At 45.3% G+C, this 18,108-nt stretch carries 14 protein-coding genes; 11 read left to right on the top strand and 3 right to left on the bottom strand.

All coding sequences use genetic code 11. The annotated features are described in order from the left end of the window. Positions 1-386: 386 nt before the first annotated feature. From CXF65_RS13260 to CXF65_RS13270, 3 genes are all read left to right on the top strand, one after another. A complete protein-coding gene (locus CXF65_RS13260) occupies positions 387-1,427 on the top strand; it encodes a TatD family hydrolase (protein ID WP_101212470.1) in 1,041 nt (346 codons plus the stop codon). A 97-nt stretch (positions 1,428-1,524) separates the two neighbouring features. Further along, positions 1,525-2,394 carry a ThiF family adenylyltransferase gene (locus tag CXF65_RS13265; RefSeq protein ID WP_101212473.1) on the top strand — a complete coding sequence of 290 codons (870 nt, stop codon included), beginning with the start codon at positions 1,525-1,527 and terminating at the stop codon, positions 2,392-2,394. Positions 2,395-2,415: 21 nt separating this feature from the next. After that, complete coding sequence (locus CXF65_RS13270) at positions 2,416-4,233, top strand: ATP-binding protein (RefSeq protein ID WP_227523275.1); 1,818 nt, start codon at positions 2,416-2,418, stop codon at positions 4,231-4,233. A 184-nt stretch (positions 4,234-4,417) separates the two neighbouring features. Here the strand turns inward: CXF65_RS13270 and efp are convergent, their stop codons facing one another. Then, positions 4,418-4,990 carry an elongation factor P gene (gene efp / locus CXF65_RS13275; protein WP_101212477.1) on the bottom strand — a complete coding sequence of 191 codons (573 nt, stop codon included), beginning with the start codon at positions 4,988-4,990 and terminating at the stop codon, positions 4,418-4,420. A gap of 165 nt (positions 4,991-5,155) precedes the next feature. On the opposite strand from efp, the gene epmB reads away from it, so the two are divergent. The 8 genes from epmB (at position 5,156) to CXF65_RS13320 (ending at position 16,273) form a co-directional block, all read left to right on the top strand. After that, positions 5,156-6,163, top strand: coding sequence for an EF-P beta-lysylation protein EpmB (gene epmB, locus CXF65_RS13280; RefSeq protein WP_101212480.1), 1,008 nt, complete (start codon positions 5,156-5,158; stop codon positions 6,161-6,163). Between the two features lie 154 nt (positions 6,164-6,317). Beyond that, a complete protein-coding gene (locus tag CXF65_RS13285; protein WP_198552013.1) occupies positions 6,318-8,135 on the top strand; it encodes a hypothetical protein in 1,818 nt (605 codons plus the stop codon). A 354-nt stretch (positions 8,136-8,489) separates the two neighbouring features. Beyond that, entirely contained in the window at positions 8,490-10,583 is a 2,094-nt protein-coding gene (locus tag CXF65_RS13295) for an EAL domain-containing protein (RefSeq protein ID WP_025650779.1), read from the top strand. A gap of 387 nt (positions 10,584-10,970) precedes the next feature. Then, positions 10,971-11,432: a c-type cytochrome gene (locus tag CXF65_RS13300; protein WP_101212482.1), complete on the top strand. Its 462-nt coding sequence runs from the start codon at positions 10,971-10,973 to the stop codon at positions 11,430-11,432. A 113-nt stretch (positions 11,433-11,545) separates the two neighbouring features. Further along, a complete protein-coding gene (locus CXF65_RS13305) occupies positions 11,546-12,517 on the top strand; it encodes an AAA family ATPase (protein WP_227523278.1) in 972 nt (323 codons plus the stop codon). A gap of 89 nt (positions 12,518-12,606) precedes the next feature. After that, positions 12,607-13,644 carry a hypothetical protein gene (locus CXF65_RS13310; protein ID WP_101212486.1) on the top strand — a complete coding sequence of 346 codons (1,038 nt, stop codon included), beginning with the start codon at positions 12,607-12,609 and terminating at the stop codon, positions 13,642-13,644. Continuing rightward, on the top strand, positions 13,641-15,917 hold the full coding sequence (locus CXF65_RS13315) for a transglutaminaseTgpA domain-containing protein (RefSeq protein WP_101212488.1): 2,277 nt from the start codon (positions 13,641-13,643) through the stop codon (positions 15,915-15,917). The genes CXF65_RS13310 and CXF65_RS13315 overlap by 4 nt, the downstream gene beginning before the upstream one ends. A gap of 68 nt (positions 15,918-15,985) precedes the next feature. Further along, positions 15,986-16,273 (top strand): DUF4031 domain-containing protein, encoded by a 288-nt coding sequence (locus tag CXF65_RS13320; protein ID WP_101212490.1) that lies wholly within the window; start codon positions 15,986-15,988, stop codon positions 16,271-16,273. Between the two features lie 83 nt (positions 16,274-16,356). Here the strand turns inward: CXF65_RS13320 and CXF65_RS13325 are convergent, their stop codons facing one another. Together CXF65_RS13325 and CXF65_RS13330 are read right to left on the bottom strand one after the other, a co-directional pair. Further along, positions 16,357-16,875: a DUF302 domain-containing protein gene (locus tag CXF65_RS13325; protein ID WP_101212492.1), complete on the bottom strand. Its 519-nt coding sequence runs from the start codon at positions 16,873-16,875 to the stop codon at positions 16,357-16,359. 156 nt (positions 16,876-17,031) lie between these two features. Continuing rightward, the gene (locus CXF65_RS13330) at positions 17,032-17,940 is read right to left on the bottom strand and encodes a LysR family transcriptional regulator (protein WP_101212494.1); all 909 of its coding nucleotides are present in this window, start codon (positions 17,938-17,940) and stop codon (positions 17,032-17,034) included. Positions 17,941-18,108 lie beyond the last annotated feature (168 nt).

Below are 18,108 nucleotides of genomic sequence, written 5' to 3' on the forward strand. Positions count from 1 at the left end.
ATATCCCAGATATACTAAGATATCTCTGTATACTAAGATTTAGACATATTGAAGGCGAGCAAAACAAAATAGCAAGATAACGTTTGAATGTACTTTAAATGTACCTTAGAAAATGTAACTCAAAAGCTAAATAAGCAGTAAAGAGGCGAACGTAATGGCACAGCGGATTAATAAAAAAAGATGGCTTATGTTGGGCGCTGTTGCTACTGCTTTATTATTGATACCGCGACGTAGTAGTCAACGAGCAGACAGTAGCCTACAGAACGACACTAAGAATAAGACGAATAACAATTCAAATGCTAAAGATTAACTGCTCTCACTATTTATTTTATAATAAATATTTTCGTTAAAAAAATGCTAATAATAATAAAATTTGGAATTTGTTAATGACTGCTCTTGATTCATCGTATATCGCTCCTCATTGTTCGTCTGCTGCTTTGCCACTGATTGACACGCATACACATTTTGACGCGCCAGTATTTGATAGCGATAGAGCGGTACAAGTAAAAAAAGCCTGTGAGCAAGGCGTGCGCCACCTTATGCTGGTGGGTTATTTATATGAGCATTTTGAACGTCTGTATGATATTAAACGCCTGATTAACGAGCAAGTTCAGGTCAATGAGAACAGTCAGGCAATTGCGACGCCAGCAGTTGCAACGGAGGCTGGCAATCAAAACCACTCGTCTCCTGAGGTTCATATCGCTCTAGGTCTACACCCTTTTTATATCACGCAGCATACAGAAGCTCATCTACAGAGTATGGCAAAGATGCTGACTGAGCAGTGCCCATTGGCAATCGGTGAGATTGGTTTGGATACTTTTACCGACGAGATGAAGCAGCCGCATATGCTGGCCAAACAAGAGCAGTTTTTTAAGGCGCAACTGGATATGGCAGTGGCGCATCAGCTACCCGTCATGCTGCATATTCGTAAAGCCCATGCTGAAGCCTTAGCGATATTAAAAGCGCACGATTATGATGCGCACAAGTTGGGCGGTGTCGCTCACAGTTTTAGTGGTGGTGAGCAAGAGGCAAAGGCCTTTGTAAAACTCGGCTTTAAGCTCGGGGTCACTGGACAAGTCACCAATCCGAATGCCAAAAAACTGCGTCGGGCGATTCAAGCAGCAGTTGATACTTATGGTCTTGAATGTTTGGTGATTGAGACGGATTGTCCGGATATGACTCCCATCATGTGCCAGCACTCAGATAGCAATCCGTCAACCAATAATCAGTCAGCGCTTGGACAAAGTCCTGATAGTGAATGGGGTGATGCGCCCGATCATAATAGGAATGTTCCTGCCAATTTGCCATGGGTGCTGCTCAGTCTCAGTGAGTTACTTGATGTGCCACCAGCTCGTCTTGCTGAGCAACTATGGCAAAATAGTTGCGATGCCTTGCGCACACAATGGCTGTATCCTAGGCAGTCATAAAAGCTACTGTTGTTCAAAGTAAAATAGTACAGAATAAAATAAGAGCAACATAAGTTATCGTTGATTATATACCCCTCAAAAGAGCGTTTAATCTGTTATGAGTGAAGCAAAATTATTTGACCAGTCGTTTGTAGAGCCTAATGCCGTTGAGCATTCTGTCGCTCATGACGACAGTGGTAGCGCAAGTGAGCAATACGAGCGACGTTTCCAAGGGACGAAAACTCTCTACGGTGGCTCAGCCGTTGATACTTTTGCGGCAGCGCATGTGTATGTGATTGGTATCGGAGGTGTTGGCTCTTGGGCAGCTGAAGCGCTGGCTCGTACTGCGGTTGGTACTATTACGTTGATTGATTTAGACGTATTGGTGGCTTCTAATGTCAATCGGCAATTGCCAGCGCTGGACAGCACCTTTGGTCAAAGCAAAATTGCAGCGATGGCGCAGCGCATTGCTGAGATTAACCCCAAGGTCACGGTCAATTTAATTGATGATTTTCTCACCACTGATAATGTCACTGCACTGCTGCCGAGTCGTGACGAAGCCAAGGCTGCCATTGCTCAAGGTCATCCTATTGCCGTGCTAGATTGTGTCGATGATATGAATGCCAAACTTGCTATTGCCCTGCATTGCCGTTTTAATAAACTAAAATTGGTTTGCGCAGGCGGTGCGGGTGGTAAGATAGACCCAAGCAAAATTACGGTGAGTGACTTGCGTGATAGCTATCAAGATCCATTACTCGCCAAGCTCCGCAATAAGCTGCGTCATGAAAAAGGCATTAACAGTGCTTTAAAAGAAAAATTTGGAATCAAATGCGTTTATTCCACAGAACCACCACGCGTCGATAAAAGCTGTCAAACGGGCGGTTTACACTGTGGCGGTTACGGTTCAGCGGTCGTAGTGACATCGGTTGTGGCTATGCTGATGGTGAGCGAAGCGTTACAATTATTGATAAAGCAGACAGGCGTCTGATTTTAATGAATGGAGTCCACTTTGACGATACCTAACTCACCTAAGCGCCGCTACCCGGTCGCCGCAGATGAAGTAGAGCGCATTAATAAGCTCAAAAAACATCAGGTGCTCAACAACAATGATGAGCCTGCCTTTGCGCGTCTGACTGAACTTGCCAAGTTGTTTTTTGATATGCCGGTCGTCACCATTACCTTTATGGATGAAGAAACCCAGTATCTAAAATCTGTGCACGGGCTTGGCGGGGTATGTACGACGACGCGCCAAGTGGCTATTTGCAACTATACCGTGCTGTCTGACGAGGTATTTGTGGTTGCGGATTTGACAAAAGATAGCCGCTTTAGTCAAAATCCATTGGTGACAGAATCTCCGTACCTGCGCTTTTATGCCGGGGCGCCCATTATTATGTATGAAGACAATAAGACGTACCGTTTAGGCTCTTTTTGTCTGATGGATATGAAACCCCATGATGATTTTGATAATAAGCAAGCGCAATTATTGGCGCAGTTCGCGATGATGGCAGCCGATGCGCTACAACTACAAGACAAACAACGGGTCGCCAAACATGCCAACGAGATGAAGTCGGACTTTTTGGCCAATATGAGCCATGAAATACGCACACCGATGAATGGTATTATCGGCATGGTAGAGATGCTTAGCGAGACTGATCTTAGTCACGAACAACAAGAGTATGTGGACAATATCAAAGTCTCCAATGAGCATTTGCTAGCGATTATCAACGGTATCTTGGACTTATCGAAAGTTGAGTCTGGTAAAATGACCATTGATACCATTCCGATGAATCTGTCCACCTTATGCAATGAAGTAGTCAGTCTTTTTGCGATCAAAGCTCGCCAGCGCGGCTTGATTTTAGATTACCATTATACTGAGTCGTTATCACCTTATGTGCAAGGCGATCCGGTACGTCTTAAACAAATCATGGTCAACCTTGTCAATAATGCCATCAAGTTCACCCGTGAAGGTGGGCGAGTCAGTATCGATGTCAAGCACGTGCCCAATTGCCATTGTATCGATGACAATGCTGAAAAACATGAAAGCAATGGCGGGTTTGCTGATGGTATTATTGGTGAAGAGAATATTACTAAAGAGAACATTACCAAAGAGAGTATTGCTTACGAAAACATGACTCTATGTATTGAGGTCACCGATACGGGTGTCGGTATTAAGCCTGAATCATTGGACGCGATATTCGATGCCTATGATCAAGCCAATAAATCAACCCATCGTCTTTATGGTGGTACGGGTCTGGGGCTGTCTGTATGTAAGTCTCTGGTGGATTTAATGGGTGGGCGCATCGACGTCGATAGTGTGGTCGGTGAGGGTACAACCTTCACAGTATTGTTGCCGCTCGCTACTATCGATGAGGAACAGTATGAAAATTGGCAAGTTGCCAACGACTTTACCATGACCGCCCCGAGTCAGGAGCGTTCTGGTCACATACTGTTGGTTGAAGACGATAGTGTCAATGCGACAATTGCCAAAAAAGCCTTGAGTAATAGCGGCCATACGGTAACCCACGTCACCGATGGACAGCAAGCGATTGAGGCTTTTGCTTTGTACCCTGAGCGTTATGATCTCATTTTGATGGATCATCATATGCCGATTATGGATGGCGTACAGGCGACCATTAAGTTGCATGAGCTGTATGACCCTCAAGTATTGCCACCCATTATCGCCTTGACTGCCAATGCGATGGATGGCGAGCGCCAAAAATACCTTGATGTGGGCATGCAGGATTATTGCACCAAGCCTTTTAAGCAAGAACAGTTAAATGCTTTGGTACAATATTGGCTAATGCATAAGCAATCATTAGAAAAATAGGATTTAATGTAAAATCTTGGGATATGAGAAATAATAGATGTTACTTAGCGCTGTTTTCTATGCTTGTTTAAATGTCAGTTATTAATAAATGATAGAAATACTGTAGAACATTTGGCATAAAAAAAGCTTAACCATTTAATGATGGTTAAGCTTTTTTTATGCGCCACTCAATCAAGTTGAGCGATTAGCTCACGCGAGTTTGGTAGTCACCAGTACGGGTATCGACACGCACGACTTCACCTTGCTGGACGAATAGTGGCACACGTACCACCGCACCCGTCTCTAACGTGGCAGGTTTGCCACCGCCACCTGAAGTATCGCCGCGTACGCCTGGATCGGTTTCGGTAATCTGCAATTCAACAAAGTTAGGCGGGGTGATTGATAATGGCACGCCATTAAATAAGGTAATGGTACAAAGTGCATTGCTGTTGTCTTTAAGCCATTTTAACGCGTCGCCAATGGCTGTTTTGTCCGCTTGAATCTGCTCAAAACTTTCTGGATGCATAAAGTGCCAAAACTCACCATCGTTATACAGATAGTTCATTTCAGTATCCATTACGTCAGCCGCTTCTAGGCTATCACCTGACTTAAACGTTTGCTCTAGCGTTCTGCCACTGCGTAGATTGCGCAATTTAACGCGGTTAAACGCTTGTCCTTTACCAGGTTTGACGAACTCATTTTCGAGAATGGCACAGGGATTGCCATCGAGCATGACTTTTAGACCGGCTTTAAATTCATTAGTAGAAAAACTTGCCACAAGAAACTCCTAAGGGTTACGAATATATGATCGGTATTTGGGTGTGGAGCTGACTGTGCTAAACGCTGTCGTCACGCCAAGTATTGATGGCTGACGGGTATGCTTTGATAGGGCACTCACTAAGGGCGTATAATGACGCCTTTTAGGCACAGGTACTAGGTTGTCATGATAAACCATTTAATCACACAAAAAAACTGGCAAACGCAATTATCCGAAGGGATTACTAGCATCGATGAATTACTTGGTATCCTAAAGCTCGAATCGCTACGTGCAGAGGTTTATGTGCCTGAGCATTTCGAGCTACGCGTGCCACGTGCTTTTGTCGCAAAAATGACTGTCGGCGATAGCGATGATCCCTTATTAAAGCAAGTGCTACCTGATCGACAAGAGCAAATCGCAGTGACTGGCTATGTGGCAGATCCTTTAGCGGAAAACGCTCATAACCCGACCAAAGGCTTATTGCATAAATACCAATCCAGAGTGCTGCTGACGATTACGGGTGCTTGTGCAATTCATTGTCGTTATTGCTTCCGTCAGCATTTTGACTACAGTGCCAATATGCCCACCGCCGATGCCAAACAAAGCATAATCGATTATATTACCGCCCATCCCGACATTAATGAGGTGATTTTAAGTGGCGGCGATCCTTTAAACGTGACCAACAGACGACTGTTTGCTTGGCTTGATACTTTAGAGGCCATTCCGCAATTGACCACCATTCGGCTCCATACTCGGTTGCCAATTGTGATTCCAGCGCGTTTAGATGCGCCATTATTAGAGCGGCTAGCACAAAGTCGCTGTCATATCGTCATGGTCATTCACTGTAACCATGCCAATGAAATCGATACGCTCACAGCAGAATATTTGCAGCGGGCGCGGGCGGCTGGCGTGACGCTATTGAATCAAGCTGTGCTTTTAAAAGGTATCAATGACAGCGTGGCTGCTCAAACTGCCTTAAGTCAACGTTTATTCTCTGCTGGGGTATTGCCTTATTATCTACACGTATTGGATAAAGTAGCAGGCGCGGCACATTTCGATAGCGACGAGCGGTCAGCAATAGCGCTTTACTGGTCACTATTGGCAGCATTACCCGGCTATCTAGTACCTAAGCTGGTTAGAGAGTTGCCAGATAGACCGTTTAAGGTGCCGATTGACATTTACAATGAAGTCTAAAAGTTGCATTATGATAAAGTAGCGCTATTAGCAGACAAATAATGACTAATAAGTGCGTAAGCAGCCGTTATTATAGCCAATCGATAGCTAAAGCTTACCTAACTGCTTGCTACTAACTTGTACAGCCGTTACTGTGCAATGACTAAGGATAGTAATGATAACTTTATCAGTTTTTCAACAGCAGTTGGCGTCGATTGCAGCGTTACCTGCAGCATCTGGTAAATCGACCGACGGCCAAGAGCAGCACCTACGCAACTGGGTAGCGCTGATGCCATCGCAAACAGAAGCGCAGCAAACGGAGCAATTGGAAAAAGTACTCATGGAATTGAGGGTGGCTGATGTAGATGATCAGCAACGCTTTACCTTAATAACTATCGTCCTTGAAGCGGCTGATCGGCTGATCGCCGCTTTACGTCAGTATTATATTTATGAAGCAGGAGCGCTAAGTGACGCGCAGTTGGCTCATGTTGCTCAAGTAAAATCCTTATACTATCTCATTGTTTTAACTTATGACGGGGTGATACGCCGCGAAATAGCATTGCTAGATCAGCAAAAACCCCCAGCAAGTAGTGGCTGGCAGCGCCACTTCACGGGCGAAAAGTCTTCTCCCGTTAGGTTAGCTATTGCCATTTACCAGACGCTACTCATGTATCAAAAGCTATTGATTGAAGACGCGCTTTGTTATCAAAAGGCACCGTCGTATGTATGGGCTGCAATCAATCGATTGTATTATCTTGCCCATCAGCGCCATGCTGCTACCCTTGACCTGAGCGGTCATGTCGTCACCAATCGTGCAGACACTATACATCGCTTGTACTGTCAAATATGTCTGCACAGTTTACTCAATGTGCGTGGCATGCGCCGCCCTAATATGCTGCTGGTTCAGCGCTTGCTACCTGAGTGGGCTGAGCCAATCGTTGCGACCATAGAGCCGCAAACTGAGACGCGGGTCTTCGTTAACTTGCATAGTGACAGTCCACCTACTTATTTGACCGCGCATTCTGATATCAATCCTTACGAAAACCAGTACGACTGTCTCTTTATTGAGCTAGCACCAGTGGTCGCCTATCTAAAAGCACGCCGGCAAGCGTTAATGAATGAGGGTAGCGAAGGCGTTGAGTGTTGTTTGCTCGATAGGATGGCCATGGCGCTAACCTATCGTTATATTCAGCCGCAATTGACCGTACCGACCAAGTATAGTCCTAAGCAAAACGCCACAATGGTGACCGGATTTAATGACATTCACTATCATGCTAGCCATGCGCAAGGTCTAATAAGTTTGATTGGCACTAAAGAGCTGCCGGATGCGCAGCGACCTCGCTATGATACCGTGCCAAAAAAACAAACGACCAATGGCTTATTATCCGTTGAGACTTTCGACAGTAAGGACGCCCTGTCGCATTTTCGCACGCTGCGCTTGATTATCAATCCTGAAGATATATCTGCTGTTACCGAAGACAAGGTTGTAACCCCAAGCACCGCCACGATAACGACAATGAGCAAAGTCGGTAGCCAAGCGAGTAGTATGGTAGCAGTGATGGACAGCAATACTACTAATGCTGATATTCATCCTGGCGATACTGCACCGCCACCGTTGCAAATGATGAGTCTCTTTTTATTATGCCGTTCTGAGACGAAGACCGCAGCTGATTGGTCGATGGGAGTGGTGCGTTGGCTCAATCTTAATACGCGAAACCCAGAAGTAGAATGGCAAGTGCTCGGTCACAAGCTCATCTCTTGTGGGCTGCGCCTAGAGGACAGAGACTCACGCAGTCAGCATTTTGTGCCAGCTTTTATGATTGCTGGTGATGAGCAGCTACAGACGACTTGTAGCTTAGTCGTGCCGACCTCTCATTTTCAAACCAGTGATAGAGTGATAATGCGCCTAAATAATAAACAGAAATCCTTACGCTTATTAAATCCTTTACTGGTTACCGATGAGTTTAGCCAATATGAAGTAGTACAATTGTAATCTGCTCAATTAGGGCGTGTCCTAAATACCAGCATGGATATAAGTGTAGATGGTTACATGGCGAAGGTGCAGGTATAACCACTTTATCTGACGGTATGAGTAATAAGTTAAGCTGCAGTCGGTCAAATTATTGTCTATAATGACGCATACCATGACTTAAGTTTGATAGATAAGATATGTCTACTAAGCCAGTCAGCCTAGATCATATCAATAAACCAGTATTGTCAGTACCGCCCGAACCGAACCCGAATAGTGCTTATCTATTTGCCGCGCTATCTAAATATTGATAAAAGGGCGAGGTATCGAAGTTAAGCGATAAAAATAAATACGATCATAAGATTCAAAAGGCCTCCTATGCGTACTCAGTCCGTCTTAAATCTATTAGTTATCGATGACGATCAGCTCTATGCTGAGCGCCTAGTGGATTTGCTAGATTCTTATTATGACAGCGTCAACCTAGGCTTTTTGGATGACAAGGAAGAACTGCTCAAATCGCTACGCCAGCCGTGGGATGTCTTAGTCTTTGGGCAAGCCTATGATATGGGCTTTACCGACGTTGTGGGTATCGTACAAGAGCAAAGCATTGACTTGCCGATGATATGCTTGATGAGTGCGGAGATGGCTGCGACTGCCCATAACGAGGAAGGTTTGCCTGCGGTCATGAATAGCACGATGGTTAAGGCGCTTAGGGCAGACCAAGAGACAGCGGTAGTGATGGCCATCTGTTTACAGCATGGTAATTTGCGGAGTCGTCATCAGCTTAAAGCCTTGCGTCACGTGTTATCTGAAGCAGAGCAGCGCGCTAATATCTTGATCAAAAACTCTAAAAGTGCGGTTGCCTACCTTGATCAAGGGATTCATATCTTTGCCAATGACCCTTATCTTCAGCTATTCGGTTTTGACTCAATGAACGATATCATTGGCGTACCGGTTATTGACTTGATCGCAGGCGGTGATAACATCAAAGCCTTTAAGCAGTTTTTGCGGCAGTTTGATAAAGGGAGCCGTGACGAAGTCGAGTTCAAGTTTGAGAGTCTGCGTACGGATGGCAGTACCTTTGAGGCAAAATTACAGCTGGCAGCAGCTACCTTGGATAGTGAGCCGGTTACCCAGATTATTATTCAACAAAATAACAGTAATAGTGCTGAGGTTGCTAAGCGCTTGGCAGAAGCTGAGCGTAAGGACAGCTTGACAGGCATCAATAACCGTCGTGGTTTTGAAGAGCAGTTGGCGATATTACACCAGCAAGCGTTGGCTGGTACTCTGACTGCTGGGCTGTTGTATGTTCAGCTCGATAACATTGGTAAGATCAGAAGTAGCTTGGGCTTGCAAGGTGTCGATACGACAGTCAGACAGGTCGCTTATGCTTTAGATGAGCTGGTGCCAGAAGGCTATGTGAGCCGCTTTAGTGACACAGCATTTACGATACTAGTAGAAAACCAGACCACCGACGATCTCGAAAAGCTTGCGGAGCATATTGGCCTACGGATTAGTGGCATGCTTATTGAAGTCGATAAGCGCACGACCAGCACGACGGCGAGTATTGGTATTGTCAAAATCGAAAGAAATACTGCTGAGCCTAAAATAGTACTCGAGCGAGCGATGGATGCCATCGCCCAGATTATGACCGAGACCTCCAATAACGGTGGTACTTATCATCTATATGATCCAAGCGAACATGCCAATAGTGATGACCATGCGCTGGCGGAGTCTTTAGTCGATGCCATTGCCAATAATCGCTTTGAGCTATCATTCCAAGCGATATATGACATCAATCATGATCGTAGTGACTTTTTTGAAGTCTATCTGCGTTTGCCATTGGCAGATGCTGACAATACAGTATTGACCCCTGATCAATTTATGGCGGTTGCAAAGACGCATCAACTGTTAGAAAAAATAGATCGCTGGGTGCTGATCAATGCCTGCAAAAAAATAAACGATGTACGTAAAACCCATCCTGAGGCGCGACTACTGGTACAATTGACCAGTGCTTCGCTGGTGGATAAAAAGCTGCCCAATGTCGCCAGTCAGCTGATTAATGCGGTTGGCGGTGCGGCAGGAGTGTTAACGCTACAGTTCAACGAAAAAGATATTGCCGATCATTTAACAGTCGCCAAATCTCAGTTTGAGGCCCTTAATAAAGTGAGCTGTCAGCTTGGCGTCAATAACTTCGGCTCATCTACTAAGTCTATTGAGATTGCCAGCTTTGTGCAGCCAGATGTGGTGCGTTTGGCCCGCAGTTATGTACAAGATATCGACTCTGCAGATAATTTAGAAGCCGTTAAATCACTAATCGTACGTACCAATACGGTTAATATTGATGTGTTGATGCCTTACATTGAAGAGGCGGCAACCATGTCTGTCGCTTGGAGTGTGGGTGCGCGTTACCTGCAAGGGTATTATTTGGAAGAGCCAAGCAGTACAATGAAAGTTGCTAGTGGCACATAAGAGAACCTAGGGCGTGTCCTCAATTCAAGCGCTTGTATCTAACTGGGCTAAAAATGACTAAATTTTGCCAAATATCGTCAAATAGCGTCAAATAGCTGAATAATATCCCGATATTATTTGCGCTATTTTTCTCATTTGACGGCAATTTATCTCATTTTTACGACCATTTTTAAAATGAGGATACGCCCTAATCTCATGTGTGATTATAAAGCTATAATCCTAGACGTTTCTTAAGCGTGATTTATTGGTTTAGCTGCCGATAAATTGCGCTCTATTTTTAAACAGCTATCTATGTGTGCCGCCTGATGTTGCTTTCTACATGGTTTTTCAATGCACTATGCCTGTTGTCTCACATAGCTGGCGCTCCTCAACTAAAGATTGCCAAAAATGTCTATCATCAATACATCAATATTGAGCGGTATTTTTTCCGCTGTTCTGCTACTCACCGCCTGCGGGGAAAGTATCCCACCTGATCATCGCGCGCCTGTCACGCTGCCAATATATACTGAAGGTGATGCCGATAATGGTGCTCTAATTTATCAAGACGCTTGTGGCCAATGCCATCAGAGGAATGCTGGACTCAATAAAAAAGGCCCGCAGTTGATGAATATATATGGCGCGCCCGCTGCAGAGTTAGCAGATTATACCTATAGTGACGGGCTAAAAAACTCAGGTTGGGTATGGGATGCAGCAACGCTCGACCCTTATATTGCAGATGCGGAAAAAGCCATGCCAAACTCAAAGATGCTATCAGACCCGATGCCAGATGCACAAGAGCGTGCGGATGTGATCGCTTATCTGTCAACGCTGCGCGCCGCCGCGCCGATCGTTGCAGATGAGTCAAAATAATTCCTAATGATTCCTAATGATTCCTAATGATTCAAAAAACGAGCCAATAATTGACTATGACCCACGCCGCTACCGATAGAGCCATTACAACGACACCTCAATCAGCATCCGAGATGGTTAATAAGTCGACGTTCAGCGTTGCCGACTATCGTCACAATCAGCAGAAAATTGCCCAGCTTATGGCGCAGTTAAATCAAATCGTGTTAGATAAGCCACAAGCCGTTAAGTTGGCGCTCAGCGGTATATTGGCAGGTGGTCATCTATTGTTGCAAGATATACCGGGTATGGGTAAAACCACTTTGGCGCAAGGCTTGGCGCAGTTATTAGGTTTGAGCTTTAGCCGTGTACAGTTCACCAATGATATGCTGCCAGCAGATATTTTAGGAATGAACATTTACGATCAAAGTAAACAGCAATTTGAGTTTCGTGCTGGCCCTATCTTTACTCAGCTGTTACTCGCTGATGAGATTAATCGCTCTAGCCCCAAGACGCAAAGTGCCTTACTAGAAGCAATGGAAGAACGGCAAGTCACCCAAGATGGTCAAAGCTATCCTTTGCCTCAGCCGTTCTTTGTGATTGCAACTCAAAACCCTTTGCAGCAAGCAGGCGTCTATCCGCTGCCTGAATCGCAGTTAGATCGATTCTTGCTATGCTTGTCGCTTGGCTATCCATCACCTGCCGCAGAGCGTGAGCTTTTAAAAGGTCAGGATCGCCGTGAGTTACTAAAAGAGTTGTCTGCGGTACTTGATACCGAGGCGGTCTTGTTAGCGCAGCAAGGCGTCAAGCAAGTATATGTCGCGGATGTGGTCTTGGACTATCTACAAAGACTGGTGGCAAAAACACGATCAAGCCAAGAGTATCATGGCTTATCACCACGTGGCGTGCTGTCGCTACAGCGTGCCGCACAAGCCTATGCCTATGTATCGGGGCATATGGAGATGACGCCTGAAGACATTCAAGCGGTGTTTGCCGCCGTCACTGATCACCGTCTCGGTCAGCGTTTTGTACCCGCGCATGTGACGGGAGGACAAGCGACGCAGACCATCGCCCAACGCATTTTGGCAGACGTAGCGGTTGTTGTTTAAGAGTCCGTTATTTAATCGCATGCTTATTTTTCAAACGATCATTCAGTTATCGATGAGAGTATCCATTTTATGGTAAGGATAGGGTAGTCATGAGCTTTTTGCCAAAAGCCTTAACCGTACCAGCTACTTCAGCATTAAGCCGTTGGTTTGCTTCGCGTGCGCCCAAAAGTGATAGTGCCACCCTCAATTTGCGTAACGTCTATATCTTTTTTAGTCGTGAAGGGATGCTATTTGCTGTCTTACTGGTCATTACCTTTATCGCTGGTATCAACTATGGCAATAACTTGGTATTGGGCTTATGTTTTTATCTAATCAGTGTCTGGCTGATCAGCTTTCATGTGACCTTTGCTCATATCTCAGGTCTAAAGGTACAGCTAATAGAGGTGACCATGGCAGAAGCGGGTGCGCCTGTCTGGGTGACCCTGCAACTGCGTAGTGAGAGTCGCCAGCCAAGACGCCAGCTGCTATTTAGCTTTGCGCAGACTGATAAAGAGATGGATAAAAAATCTGGTAAGAAAATCAAACATCACGTGGATAGTCAACATTCTGTACTTGTTACACGGTTACAAGATGAGCAAATTATTCGTTTGCCGGTGCAGACGCATAATCGTGGCGCGTTTGAGTTGCCACGATTAACCATCAAAACCGTTTATCCATTAGGGATCATGCGTGCATGGTCTTATGTCTATTTTGCCCGTAGCGCTTGGGTCTATCCAAAACCTGAAGCCTTTGACTGGCAGACGCAGTATTCGGTCGCAAGTTTAGAGGACTTGCCAACAGGCGGGCAATATCGTCAAGGTCAAGATGACTTTGAGCGGCTCGATAATTATATCGAAGGTGAGTCGCTGGCTCGGGTTTCTTGGGGTCACGTGGCGCGCGGTCAAGGCATGTTTACCAAGCATTTCGCTGATCCAGTCGGTGATGAGCAAACATTGGATTATGCCGATATGCCAGCAGCCCATCATGAACAGAGGCTGGCACAACTGGCTTATGGCGTCGTGACATTAGGTGAGCTGGGTGTGCCATTTAACATGCGCTTAGCCGGCGACGCGCCTTCTGCTGCAACAATGGGTGAAGGCGATAGCTTTGCACGAGCATGCTTGTTAAGGCTGGCGAAAGCACCATGATCAATTTTAAAAATTCCTCTACAAATGAGACAGAGATCAATCCTGCAAGCTTTGAGCAATTGGCTTTGGGTCAACATATCACTTCTCACACTGAGCAGGCTAGCAATGCTAAATGGACTCACAAGCTACTCGCCTTACCAGCCTATTATTGGGTATTAATTGCTCAAGTTGTCATTATCTTACCGCATGCAGCGCACTTGCCATTATGGCTAATGGGTTTTGCGGTGGTCAGTATCATTGCTCAGATGCCGCGTGTAAAAGCGCGATTCAAAAAATTAGCGCATCTAAAACGTGTCTATCAAAGCATGCAAATGCTCGGCTTCTTATTGGGGCTTACAGGTCTGTGGCTGACTTATAATACCGCTTTCGGCCTCGATATGGGCGTAGCGTTTTTGGTGCTATGTCTCATCAGTAAGCTGTGGGAGTTGTATAAGCGCCGTGATGCTTATGTGGTATTGAATCTTTCACTGTTTGTCCTTGCCGCGCTATTTTTGATGGATCAAGGTCTTGTGACGACGTTAGAAGTAATCGTCGGGGCGGTCATTGTGTTGTTGGCATTTATTGCGCTAAATGACGATGGCAATACTCATGGTGATGGTCGCTTGCGTACTTTAGGTGTATTAGGTCTTGGGGCATTGCCGTTATTGGTCGTGTTGTTTTTGTTCTTTCCGCGCTTGCCACCGCTATGGTCAGTACAACTATCAGGGCAGCAGGCGACCACGGGTGTCTCTGATAGTATGTCGCCCGGTGATTTTGCCAATTTGGGACAATCGACTGAGCTGGCGTTTCGGGTAGAGTTTGCAGATAAGCGCCCACCACAGCAGCAGCTATATTGGCGCGGCTTGGTATTTAGCGACTTTGACGGGGTGACGTGGCGTCCTAGCCCTCAGCAACGACAGTGGCAGCCGACGCAGCGAATACCTGCTTGGATTGAGAATGCCTTTGCTACTATCCCTGATGAGGTGAAAGCTGCGCCGACCAGCTATGAGATTATTCTAGAGCCCACGCAACAAAACTGGCTATTTGGCCTTGATTATCCTTTTGCTCAGCGTCAAGACATTAGTATTACTTCAAACTTTACTTTATTAAAAGACCAGCCGGTTACCCAACAGCTGCGCTACGAGGTATTACAGTTTGCCCCGATGGGTATCGATACGATTCTCTCTGATGAGTCACGCCGTCTGAATCTTGCCCTGCCAGCTGACGGCAATCCCAAAGCAAAAGCACTGGCGCAGCAGCTGTTTGTTCAATCAGACTCAGACCCAGTACGCTACATGCAAGCACTTGAGCGCTGGATCAACCAAACGGACTTTCGTTATACGTTGTCGCCGCCACGATTGCATAAGAACCGTATTGATGAGTTTTTATTTGACACCAAAGCGGGGTTTTGTGAGCACTATTCTTCCAGCTTCACCTTTATGATGCGCGCTGCTGGCATTCCAGCACGCGTCGTGGCGGGCTATCAAGGTGGTGAGCTGAGCCGCGGTGGTAATGTTTGGGAAGTACGGCAAAAGGATGCGCACGCTTGGACGGAGGTTTGGCTTGACGGTCAAGGTTGGGTACGTGTCGATCCGACGGCTTTTGTAGCGCCTGAGCGTGTCGAGCAAGGTATGGATGCACTGACGCAGGCACAAGGGGCAGCAATGTTCGGTGATGGGGCTAGTGCGCAAATCAGCTATCAGCAGTATCAAATGCTACAAACCTTACGCCGCCTCTCAGATCAAGCCAGCTACTATTGGCAAAAAGACGTCGTTGGTTACGATCAGGATAAGCAAGCTGACTCATTACTCAAGTGGTTTAACATCCGCTCAATCATGCAGCAAATTATTTGGCTAGCGGTGAGTGCTATTACTGTCATGGTGATTTTGGTCTTTGTCATTTGGCAACGTCGCCGTAAGCGTTGGCATCCAGCCGATCTACCACTTGCACAATTATCAAAGCGCATTGGCAAAGCGGATAAATCGCTCGCTCGCGATAACAACGAAGGGCAATTGGCTTGGCTTGAGCGTTTGGCAGCGGCGGTTAATAACCGAGGCAATGATATAAATAGTGACATGGATAGCCGTAACAATACTGTAAGTAGCGGTGCGGGTGGTAAAGTTAGTAAGCTAACAGATAGCGGTCACTCAGAGATTGTACAAGCAAAAATAATACAGATGAAGCAGGACTATCGTCAACTGCGTTATGGACGCCTAAGCAGCCTTGAAACCAATGATAGCGAATACCAAGTCGTACTGAAACAGCTTAAGAAAGATGCAAGTGAATTGTTCTAATGGCTGTGTTGTGAAAGCGTTGTTTAGCACATGATAAAATAGCCATTGATAATAAAGGAGGCGACTCTATGGCGATATACGTTGATTTTATGCAGATAGAATTTAAAGGCTATAAATGGTGCCATATGCTGGCTGATACCCTGCAAGAGTTGCATGACTTTGCCGCATTGATTGAAGTGGATAAGCGCTTATTTCACCGTAATGCCAGTTATCCGCACTATGATGTCACGGTACAAATGCGCTTAACTGCTATCGAAAACGGCGCTATTCCTGCCAATCGAAAGAAAATTATTGAATGTGCAAAGAAGTTGAAAGTAGAGTTACATGAGCAAATAGCACAATCTGAGAATCGCTAATAATTTAATTTTCTAAAACATGAGAAAGGTGGGTTATGCTTTTGTATCCCACCTTTTTACTTGTTTAGACTCTCATTTATAGCTTACTTTGCAATAGCGGCTTTACTAACGCCATCCAATGCTTTTGCCATATTAGCAAGCTGGGTATCACAACCTTTTATATTATGACGGTCTTTGAGATAGTCAGGATTATTGTACGACAACCAGACCTTTTTATCGGCATCTTCACTGATAAGGATTTTTTGCGGCAAATCAATAGCGACGCTTTGCTCGCAATTCATCAATGGCGTACCCGCTTTCGGATTACCAAACATAATCACTTGCGTCGGTCTTAATGTTAAATCAACACCTTGCGCATTTTTCTGATGATCGACGCGCGCAAATACTTTCATACCTTTACTTTCGATAATCGCTGCTAGCTTATCCGCAGTATCTTGAACGGAGTGATTACTTTGCATCGTCACCAAACCCTTCTCAGCATTGATAGCAGTCATCGTTTCTGGCGTTGATTGCACCTTATCTGGCGCGTTTAAAATATTTTCAACACTGGCGCAAGAGGATACAGCCAAAGCTAACGCCGCAATAGAGATAATTTTAAGCATAAAAAGTCCTTTTTTATGGTGGTTGTTTATTCAGTGATTGATGGTTAGCAACATCGAATATTCATTGTGAGCTATAACACTGTGCGTAATAAACTGCGCATAGTAAAGGGTCGCATTACAACACCTCTTAAAGAATGACTAAGCCAAAACTATCATCTAAGCCAAACGCTCTGCTAGATAATCTACGAGCAACCGAATCTTTGGCGATAAATGACGGTTGTGCGGATAGACGGCCCAGATACTTTCTTCAGGCTCTCTATAGTTATCCAGTAAGCTGACCAACGCACCTGATGCTAAGTGTTTTTGCACATAATAATCAGGTAGCTGCACGATACCCAGACCTTTTAAGGCAGCATCGACTAGGCTGTGACCACTGTTGTATTGCACAGTGCCAGACACTCGCAGGTTTTTTTCTTTATCAGCGTCTTTTCCAGAACCTGTTTTTTTAGAATCTGTTTTTTTAAAATCTATAAAGTGCCAATAGTCACGAGTGCCAAGTAAGCAGTTATGTTGGCTTAGCTCGGACAAAGCATGAGGCGTGCCGTATTTTTCAAGATAAGCGGGTGCGGCACAGACGAAGTTGGTACGACGGCTGAGTTTTTTTGCCATCATGGTTGAGTCGCTTAATTTGCCAATACGAATTGCCAAGTCATAGCCGCCATCAATTAGGTCGATTTTTTGATTGCTCAAAAATACCGTCACTTCGATATCACTATATTGCACCATGAAATCATTGACCAGTGGCAATAATTGCTGCTCGCCATAAGTGACAGGGGCGGTCAGTTTAATCCTGCCTTGGGGTTTTGATTGTAAGTTACTCACCGCTTGCTCAGCGGCATCCAAGCCATCGAGTACACTGCGGCAATGCTGATAAAACACGCGGCCTTCTTCAGTCAGTGTTACCTTACGAGTTGTACGATATAGCAATTTAATATTGAGACGTTTCTCTAAAGCGCTTATCTGCCGACTGACTTGCGCGGTTGAGATGCCCAATTCTTTGGCAGCACGTGTGAAGCTCTCATACTCCGCCACATAGACGAACTCGCTAATACCATCCCAGCGCATGATTATTACCACTGTGTAAAAGATATTTGTAAATATAGCACATTGTTATCATGGCAGAAACGACTATAATGGTCAGTATAAAGTTTAATGCTTCACAGACTGGTACAACTGTAGCTTGCCTCTACTAAGTCAGCAATATAAGATGAATAGGTCTGTGCTCAATAACCG

The sequence above is a fragment of the Psychrobacter sp. Sarcosine-3u-12 genome, from assembly GCF_002836005.1.
Lineage (GTDB): Bacteria > Pseudomonadota > Gammaproteobacteria > Pseudomonadales > Moraxellaceae > Psychrobacter > Psychrobacter okhotskensis.

Bases quoted from the DNA above. Each gene is read 5' to 3' on its own strand.
- CXF65_RS13295 (WP_025650779.1), top strand. From the start codon at position 8,490: ATGCGTACTCAGTCCGTCTTAAATCTATTAGTTATCGATGACGATCAG.
- CXF65_RS13330 (WP_101212494.1), bottom strand. From the start codon at position 17,940: ATGCGCTGGGATGGTATTAGCGAGTTCGTCTATGTGGCGGAGTATGAG.
- CXF65_RS13300 (WP_101212482.1), top strand. From the start codon at position 10,971: ATGTCTATCATCAATACATCAATATTGAGCGGTATTTTTTCCGCTGTT.
- CXF65_RS13265 (WP_101212473.1), top strand. From the start codon at position 1,525: ATGAGTGAAGCAAAATTATTTGACCAGTCGTTTGTAGAGCCTAATGCC.
- epmB (WP_101212480.1), top strand. From the start codon at position 5,156: ATGATAAACCATTTAATCACACAAAAAAACTGGCAAACGCAATTATCC.
- CXF65_RS13310 (WP_101212486.1), top strand. From the start codon at position 12,607: ATGAGCTTTTTGCCAAAAGCCTTAACCGTACCAGCTACTTCAGCATTA.
- CXF65_RS13285 (WP_198552013.1), top strand. From the start codon at position 6,318: ATGATAACTTTATCAGTTTTTCAACAGCAGTTGGCGTCGATTGCAGCG.
- CXF65_RS13305 (WP_227523278.1), top strand. From the start codon at position 11,546: ATGGTTAATAAGTCGACGTTCAGCGTTGCCGACTATCGTCACAATCAG.
- CXF65_RS13325 (WP_101212492.1), bottom strand. From the start codon at position 16,875: ATGCTTAAAATTATCTCTATTGCGGCGTTAGCTTTGGCTGTATCCTCT.
- CXF65_RS13260 (WP_101212470.1), top strand. From the start codon at position 387: ATGACTGCTCTTGATTCATCGTATATCGCTCCTCATTGTTCGTCTGCT.
- CXF65_RS13320 (WP_101212490.1), top strand. From the start codon at position 15,986: ATGGCGATATACGTTGATTTTATGCAGATAGAATTTAAAGGCTATAAA.
- CXF65_RS13315 (WP_101212488.1), top strand. From the start codon at position 13,641: ATGATCAATTTTAAAAATTCCTCTACAAATGAGACAGAGATCAATCCT.